The organism is Lapillicoccus sp., from assembly GCF_036559105.1.
In the GTDB taxonomy this organism is placed as follows: domain Bacteria; phylum Actinomycetota; class Actinomycetes; order Actinomycetales; family Dermatophilaceae; genus Lapillicoccus.
Genome location: NZ_DATBTV010000110.1, coordinates 1 through 7459, shown reverse-complemented (window position 1 = coordinate 7459; position 7459 = coordinate 1). Strand labels below are relative to the sequence as shown.

At 69.0% G+C, this 7459-nt stretch carries 7 protein-coding genes; all 7 read right to left on the bottom strand.

All coding sequences use genetic code 11. The annotated features are described in order from the left end of the window. Nucleotides 1-509, bottom strand: a 509-nt coding sequence (locus VIG79_RS14260; RefSeq protein WP_331886751.1) for a hypothetical protein, incomplete at its 3' end; no start/stop codon positions are given. Continuing rightward, nucleotides 506-2350 carry an MtrAB system histidine kinase MtrB gene (mtrB, locus tag VIG79_RS14255; RefSeq protein WP_331886749.1) on the bottom strand — a complete coding sequence of 615 codons (1845 nt, stop codon included), beginning with the start codon at nt 2348-2350 and terminating at the stop codon, nt 506-508. The genes VIG79_RS14260 and mtrB, both read right to left, overlap by 4 nt. A gap of 18 nt (nt 2351-2368) precedes the next feature. After that, nucleotides 2369-3046: an MtrAB system response regulator MtrA gene (mtrA, locus tag VIG79_RS14250; protein ID WP_331886747.1), complete on the bottom strand. Its 678-nt coding sequence runs from the start codon at nt 3044-3046 to the stop codon at nt 2369-2371. A gap of 43 nt (nt 3047-3089) precedes the next feature. After that, a complete protein-coding gene (locus VIG79_RS14245; RefSeq protein WP_331886745.1) occupies nt 3090-4475 on the bottom strand; it encodes a hypothetical protein in 1386 nt (461 codons plus the stop codon). Nucleotides 4476-4654: 179 nt separating this feature from the next. Further along, nucleotides 4655-6091, bottom strand: a complete 1437-nt coding sequence (gene ahcY, locus VIG79_RS14240) for an adenosylhomocysteinase (protein WP_331886743.1) — start codon at nt 6089-6091, stop codon at nt 4655-4657. A 131-nt stretch (nt 6092-6222) separates the two neighbouring features. Beyond that, a complete protein-coding gene (locus VIG79_RS14235; RefSeq protein WP_331886741.1) occupies nt 6223-6468 on the bottom strand; it encodes a DUF2630 family protein in 246 nt (81 codons plus the stop codon). A gap of 36 nt (nt 6469-6504) precedes the next feature. Continuing rightward, the coding region (locus VIG79_RS14230; protein ID WP_331886739.1) for a cation diffusion facilitator family transporter at nt 6505-7459 on the bottom strand (955 nt) is incomplete at its 5' end.

The window sequence follows — 7459 nt, the reverse complement described above, 5'->3', positions numbered from 1 at the left end:
CCGTCGTCGGGGAGCTTGATCCGCCACTCCCCGTCGACCTTGGTCATCCCGAATACCGCCGACGCCACGGTGTTGGGCGGGAGCTCGCGGTAGTGGCCCGTCTCGTCGATGGTCGCGACGGCGGTGATCGTGAGCCGCACCTGGTCCGAGGGGAGCGGTTCGATCGTCAAAGGCGTCCGGGAGTCGTAGACCGTCGTGGTCAGCGCAATCGGCCGCCAGAGGTCCACCGAGCCGGGTGCGAGGTATGAGCGACCGACGACCTGCTGGTCGTCGCCAGTCTCCTGGAAGGCAGCGCCGGACCGGATGAAGTCGCGAGCGACGACGTCCGGCGGGGACCCGACCGCGGGTGGGAAGACGACGATCCGGGCTCGAGGGGCGACGTTGTCACCGACGCGCCGGCCGTCGATGACCTCGCTGGAGCGCGGGATGCCACAGCCGGCCAGAACGGCCCCGCAGAGGAGGGCCACCAACCCCACCCGGATCCGGTATGCGACGCGACCGGCGGTCATGGAGTGCCTCGTACTCCAGCGGCCGTCGTGCGGTCGCCCGTCGCCGGCGCGGCTGCATCAGTGGCGGAGGCAGGGTCGGCCGCTGCGCGCACTCGCCGCAGGATTGCGGTCTCCGGCTCGGAACCGGACGGCATGAGCGGCAGGCCGGACACTCCCGACCGGGTCACCAGAACGTCGCCGATCAGGGGATTGAGCGGCAGCGGCGAGGACTCCAGCGACTCACCGGCGCGGCGCGGAAGGGTGAGCCGGAAGCAGGAGCCCTCTCCTGGCGCCCCCCAGGCCTGCAGCCAGCCGTTGTGAAGACGCGCGTCCTCGAGGGAGATCGCGAGGCCCAGTCCGGTCCCGCCGGTGGTGCGGGCGCGTGCGGGGTCGGCCCGCCAGAACCGGTTGAAGACCATCGACGCCTCCCCCGGGCGCAGGCCGATGCCGTGGTCCCGCACCGTGACCGCGACCGCGTCCTCGTCCTTGGCCACGCGCACGACGATGGGACGTCCCTCTCCGTGCTCGACACCGTTGACGAGGAGGTTGCGAAGGATCCGTTCCACCCGGCGGCTGTCGATCTCGGCCTCGCAGGGCACGCTCGGTGCCTCGACGGTGACCTGGATGCCCTTCCGCTCGGCCAGGGTGGCCGTCGACTCGACGACCCGAGTCACGGTGGCCCGGATGTCGGTGGGCTCGACGTCGAGGACGGCCGCCCCCGCGTCGAACCGGCTGATCTCGAGCAGGTCGGTCAGCAGGGCCTCGAACCGGTCCACCTCGTTGTGCAGCAGCTCGGCCGACCGCGCGACCGCGGGGTCGAAGTCCGAGCGCGAGTCGTGGATGAGGTCGCCGGCCATCCGGATGGTCGTCAGCGGTGTCCGCAGCTCGTGAGAGACGTCCGACACGAACCGTTGCTGGAACCTCGACAGGTTCTCCAACTGGGCGATCTGCTGCTGGATGCTCGCGGCCATCTCGTTGAACGACGTCGCCAGGGTGGCGATGTCGTCCTCGCCCTTGGCAGTCATCCGCTCGCCCAGCGCGCCGGCGGCGAACCGCTGAGCGACGTCGGCTGCGCGACGGACCGGAGCGACGACGAGGCGGGTGACGACGTAGGCGATGCCGCCGAGCAGCAGCATGAGCACGACGCCACCGAGCAGCAGGAAGCGCCCGACCAGGGCGAGGGTGTCCCGCTCACGGGTCATGGGGTAGACGAAGTACAGCCCGTAGTCGCCCGCCCGCGGCACGGCCACCTGCTGGCCGATCACCCAGGCGGACACCGGGTCGGACTCGCCCGTCAGCTTGACCGGGACGATCTGCATCTGCTGGACGGTGGGGTTCTCCCCGACCTTCGTGCGCAGCTCGTCGGGGATGGCATCGGCATCGACCTCGCCGGACCGGATAGGCGGCAGGACGTCGCCCTGAGTGGTGTTGTTGGTCCCGCGGATCAGCACGACGTATCGGCTGCGCTCGGTACCGGCCGCGTCCTGCACGAAGTTGCGGGCCGACTCGAGCAGCGCGTCGGTGGTCAGGACCTTGTCCGTGCCGTCGAACTGCTGTTGCGTCCGGTTGGCCAGCAGGACGACCTCGGCCGACGCCGTGACCCGGCGGTCCTCGGCCAGCCCGTTGGCGACCCGTTGGTAGAGGTACGAACCCACCCCCGCGAGGACGATGGTGCCGAGAACCATGGTCACGGCGACGACGCGGAACTGCAGGGACCGCCGCCAGCGGTGTCGCAGCCACCCGCCCCCGCGGCCGACCCCTCGACGTGCCCGGTTGAGGGTGCGCCGCGTGGTCGCGTCGGCGGAGGCCCAAGGCCCGACGGGCGCTTCTGGCGAGCGCTCCGTCGGTGTGGAGGCGCTCATGACGGTCTCATCTGCGGGTCAGGACGGGCCGGCCTTGTAGCCGACACCCCGGACGGTTACAACGATCTCGGGGTGCTCCGGGTCCTTCTCGACCTTGCTGCGCAGGCGTTGGACGTGGACGTTGACCAGCCGCGTGTCGCCGGCGTGGCGGTAGCCCCAGACCTGCTCGAGGAGGACCTCACGGGTGAAGACCTGCCAGGGCTTCCGGGCGAGTGCGACAAGCAGGTCGAACTCCAGCGGCGTGAGCGACAGGGCGCCGCCGTCGCGCTTGACCGAGTGGCCGGCCACGTCGATGTGCAGATCGCCGATCTCGAGCTTCTCGGGCTCCGGCTCGTCGCTCCGGCGCAGCCGTGCGCGGACCCGGGCGATCAGCTCCTGCGGCTTGAAGGGCTTCATGATGTAGTCGTCGGCGCCGGACTCGAGCCCGACAACGATGTCGACCGTGTCTGTCCGCGCGGTGAGCATGACGATGGGGACGCCGGACTCAGCCCTGATGCGGCGGCATACCTCCATGCCGTCGAGCCCCGGGAGCATCACGTCGAGCAGGACGAGGTCGGGGCGGTAGTCGCGGAACGCCTGGACGGCGGCGGATCCGTCGGCAACGTGTGAGACGTCGAGGCCCTCTTGGCGCAGGACGATGCTGAGCATCTCCGCGAGCGCCAGGTCGTCGTCGACGACGAGTACGCGTCCCTTCACGCCCGTTGTCCCTCCCCTTTTGTGACCGGATCGTCACTTTGGATCATCGCACACGCGAGTACACGGTCCAGCCCGCGACGGACCGTGCGGGGGCGAACCGCGAGTCTGTGGACACGGGGCCGTCCGCCGGTCCCCCCGTACGGACGACGACCACCTCTGCAGCGTTCAGGAGGGGCTGGGAGTTCCCGGTCGAGCTTCCGGAGACGAAGTCGAGGTATGCGGCCTGGTCGGCTCGGTCGAAGGCGTCGATCGGGTTGCTCATCCAGATCCGGACTCCTTCGGCAGCTAGCGACTCGACCACGGGTTCGTCGGCGAGGACGACCCGCTCCTGTGCCACCGCTTTCACGGCGCTCACCAGCTCTGGGTTACCGGACGGGTTGAGGCCGTCCTGACGGCTCCACAACAGGCCGGCGCAGCCCACCAGAACCACCAGGCCGGCGACCACGGGGATCGCCCTACTAGTCTCGCCAACCGGCTCGCGCGAGCGGCGGGTGAGCCTCACAGCCGCCGGAGCCGCGCAGAGCATGAGCAACCAAACACCGTGGCGTGCCGAGGTCACGGTTCCGACCAGAAGTCCCAGAATCGCGACGATCTCCCACAACGGGGGGCGGGACCCTAAGGCCAGGACGACGAGAGCGACTCCCGCGACGATGAGGAGCAGGTCAAAGAGGTTGTTCGGGTTCGGACGGGCCCACAGCTCGGTACCCCGCCGGGCGGCCTCGTTGCCGAGCACTCCCGCGTAGTAGTGGACCGTCCCGAAGAGCGTGGGGTTGGCCCCGAGCGCGAGCACACTGGCGATGCCGACGGCGAGGGTCTCGACCGGACGGCGTCGAAGTCGGGAGAAGAGCAGGTAGGCGCCGATCACGGCCACGCCCATGAGAACGGCTCCGTGGAGGTTGCCCCAGACGGCGACGACGAGGACGACCCACCAGACCCGCCTCGATGGGTGGCGATGGTCGGCGCGAAGAAGAAGGAGGAGGATCGGGAAGAGCGCGAGGGAGAACAGCTGCATCTTCACTGCGGCGAGCGCGGGCAGCGCGCCGAGGACCACCAGGGTCAGGGAGACGGCGGTGGCGCCGTCACTCGCGCCCGACCGGCGCGCTCCTACGGCCAGGAGCACCAGCGCGGTCGCATCGAGGAACAGCTGGGCGGCGACGATGCCGACTGGCCCTGGTGCCGCGAGGCCGGCCAGGACCAGCTCACCGAGGACCGGCACGTTGGGCCACCCACTGCTGAGGGCCGCGGCAAACGGGACCCCGTCGGGGATCGAGCCTCGCCCGACGATGTCCCGGCCGAGGGCGACGGCCCAGTAGGTGTCCGCGCCGATCGAGACGAAGAGCGCACAGAAGAGGAGTGCTGCGACCACTGCGACGGCGGACCAACGTTCCAGGGGCCAGGCGGCGCTGACCGAGGCCGAGCTGCGCCTCACCTCCACGCCGTCCGGTTGGCCGAACCGAGGGTAGCCGCGATCACCCCGAGGACGGCTGGCATACGGGGAACGTACCGGCCTGAACCCCTAGCAGACCGGCGTCGCGGTGCGACATTACTGTTCGGTCGAGCGACGGGAACGGCGCCGACCGTCCAGTTCGGCGCCGCTCCAGGTCCGCGTCAGTAGCGGTAGAGCTCCGGCTTGTAGGGCCCGGCGACGTCGACGCCGAGGTACTCGGCCTGGCCCTTGGTCAGCTCGGTGAGCCGAACCCCCAACGCGTCGAGGTGGAGTCGTGCGACCTTCTCGTCGAGGGCCTTGGGGAGCGTGTAGACCGAGGTCTGGTACTCGCCCGGCTTCGTGAAAAGCTCGATCTGAGCGATCGTCTGGTTCGAGAACGAGTTGCTCATGACGAAGCTCGGGTGGCCAGTCGCGTTGCCCAGGTTCATCAAGCGCCCCTCGGACAGCACGATGATGGAGTGGCCGTCAGCGAATGTCCACTCGTGGACCTGCGGCTTGATCTCGGTCTTCGTGACGCCCGGCAGCTTGGCGAGGCCGGCCATGTCGATCTCGTTGTCGAAGTGGCCAATGTTCGCCACGATCGCCTTGTTCTTCATGCGCTGCATCTGCTCGGCAGTGATGACGTCGAAGCAGCCGGTGCAGGTGATGAAGATGTCCGCCGTCTCCACGACATCGTCGAGGCGGGCGACCTGGAAGCCCTCCATCGCGGCCTGAAGCGCGCAGATGGGGTCGACCTCGGTGACGATGACACGGGCGCCCTGGCCGGCGAGCGACTGAGCACAGCCCTTGCCGACGTCGCCGAAGCCCATGACCACGGCGACCTTGCCGCCGATGAGGACGTCCGTGGCGCGGTTGAGCCCGTCGATGAGCGAGTGGCGGCATCCGTACTTGTTGTCGAACTTGCTCTTGGTGACCGAGTCGTTGACGTTGATCGCCGGGAACAGCAGGTCACCGGTCTCGGCGAGCTGGTGGAGACGGTGGACACCGGTCGTGGTCTCCTCGGTCACGCCGCGGATGCCCTTCGAGACGGTCGTCCACTTCGTCGGGTCAGTCTTCAAGGTCTCGCGGACGAGCTCCTTGAACACACCGAACTCCTCGGAGTCCTCCTCGGTGGTGGAGGGGACCTGGCCCGCAGCTTCCCACTCGGTGCCCTTGTGGACGAGCATCGTGGCGTCGCCACCGTCGTCGAGGATCATGTTGGGACCCTCGCCACCGGGCCAGGTGAGGATCTGGTCGGTGCACCACCAGTACTCCGGCAGGGTCTCGCCCTTCCAGGCGAAGACCGGGACGCCCTGAAGGTCCGCCGGCGTCCCGTGGGGGCCGACGACCGCCGCGGCGGCCGCTTCGTCCTGGGTGGAGTAGATGTTGCAGGAGGCCCAGCGGACCTCCGCCCCGAGAGCGGTCAGCGTCTCGATGAGGACCGCCGTCTGGACGGTCATGTGGAGCGACCCGGCGATACGGGCGCCCTTGAGCGGCTGCGCGGCGCCGTACTCCTCGCGCAGGGCCATGAGGCCGGGCATCTCGTGCTCGGCGAGTCGGAGCTGGTGGCGGCCGGCCTCGGCGAGGCCCAGGTCGGCAACCTTGTAGTCAAAGGACATGCTGAATCGATTCCTTATCCATGAAGGGTGTGCGGACCCGGCGTAGCCCATCTGGGCGCGTCTTTATGCGGGGCATCACCCACGCCGGCGGTGTCCCAGTGTACGCGTCGCCGGCCGCAGGCAGGAATCCGTCAGCCCTGGTAGCCCTCGACGGTCCTGGCGTCACGGACCTGAGCAGTATCGGGGTCCTCCCCGAACTCCTCCTTGGCCTGGCGCTGGCGGAGTAGGTCCCAGCACTGGTCCAGCTCGACCTCGAGGTCACGCAGGCGAGCGGACTCCTCGGCGGCCGAGATCTCACCGGAGGACAACTTGTTGCGCAGGGAATGCTCCTCGTGGACGAGGTCGGAGATGCGCTGCCGGATGCTGCCGTCGGTCATGGGCGCGAGCGTACGCCCGCGATCTTCGGGCTCTCGCTAGGCGTTTGCGGTACCGCGATCCCATGTCGGCCGTTCCGTCGTGCCGCGGTCGAGGTCCGGCTCGATGTACATCAGCAGGGTCAGCGACGGAACCGCCTGACGAGCGGCCAGCTCGGCCCGGTTGATCGCGTCGGCGATCTCCTCGGCGGTGTCCGTGGTCGTCACCGCCACCTTGGCCGCGACCAGCAGCTCCTCCGGACCGATGTGGAGGGTGCGCATATGGATGATGCGTTCGATGCCCTCCGAGCCGGCTACGGCGGCCTCGATGGCCTGGACGTTCTCGACGCTGCCCGCTTCACCGAGCAGCAGCGACTTCATCTCCACCGAGAGGGTGATCGCGACCACCACGAGGAGGATGCCGATGAGCGCCGTTCCCACGGCATCCCAGACGCCGTTGTGGGTCACCAGGGTCAGACCCACGCCGAAGAGTGCGAAGACGAGGCCGATCAGCGCCGCGAAGTCCTCGAGGAGCACCACCGGGAGCTCGGGAGCCTTGGCCCGGCGGATGAACTCGCTCCACGACCGGCTTCCCCGCACGTGGTTCGACTCGTGGATGGCCGTGCGGAACGAGTAGCTCTCCAGCCCGATGGACACCACCAGGACCACGAGTGGGACCCACCACCAGCGGCCCTCGATCGGCTCCGGGTGCTGGAACTTGTGGAACGCCTCGTAGAGGGCGAACAGACCACCGACGGAGAACAGCACGATCGAGACCACGAACGCCCAGAAGTAGCGCTCCCGGCCGTACCCGAAGGGATGCAGCGGCGTGGCCTGCTTGCGCGCGCGGCGCCCACCGAGCAGCAGCAGCGCCTGGTTGCCCGAGTCGGCCACCGAGTGGACGGACTCCGCCAGCATCGAGCTCGACCCGGTGAGCAGAAACGCGACGAACTTCGTGATGGCAATGCCGATGTTCGCGGCCAGCGCTGCGACGATCGCCCTGGTTCCGCCCTCA